1 protein-coding gene is annotated in these 234 nt (G+C 39.3%); it reads right to left on the bottom strand.

Annotated features, from left to right (window positions below; genetic code table 11):
* On the bottom strand, nt 1-234 hold a 234-nt coding region (locus AOA59_RS33000; RefSeq protein WP_143522881.1), incomplete at both ends, for a hypothetical protein.

Here is a 234-nt window from a genome sequence, read left to right as displayed (position 1 = left end):
TTCATATACATAGCGGACAGAATCTAGACCATGCTTTGTCAAAAATAAGGTCACAGCTGTCACTACATATTGACGTGGATTATCATTGACGATCCACTCGATAGCAATGTGGGCCGGAGAATTTTCTAGAGACAAGGTATCCTTTATTTTCCTGTCTGCTAAATCTACATGAGGTAATATTGCTTGTAATGCTGTTTGGATCAGAACTGTTTTTCCTCCGCCATTTTCAAGAAG

This window comes from Pseudomonas sp. 2822-15 (genome assembly GCF_002742515.1).
In the GTDB taxonomy this organism is placed as follows: domain Bacteria; phylum Pseudomonadota; class Gammaproteobacteria; order Pseudomonadales; family Pseudomonadaceae; genus Aquipseudomonas; species Aquipseudomonas salomonii.
Note: the sequence above shows the minus strand (reverse complement) of the source record. Positions and strands in the feature narration are given on the sequence as shown.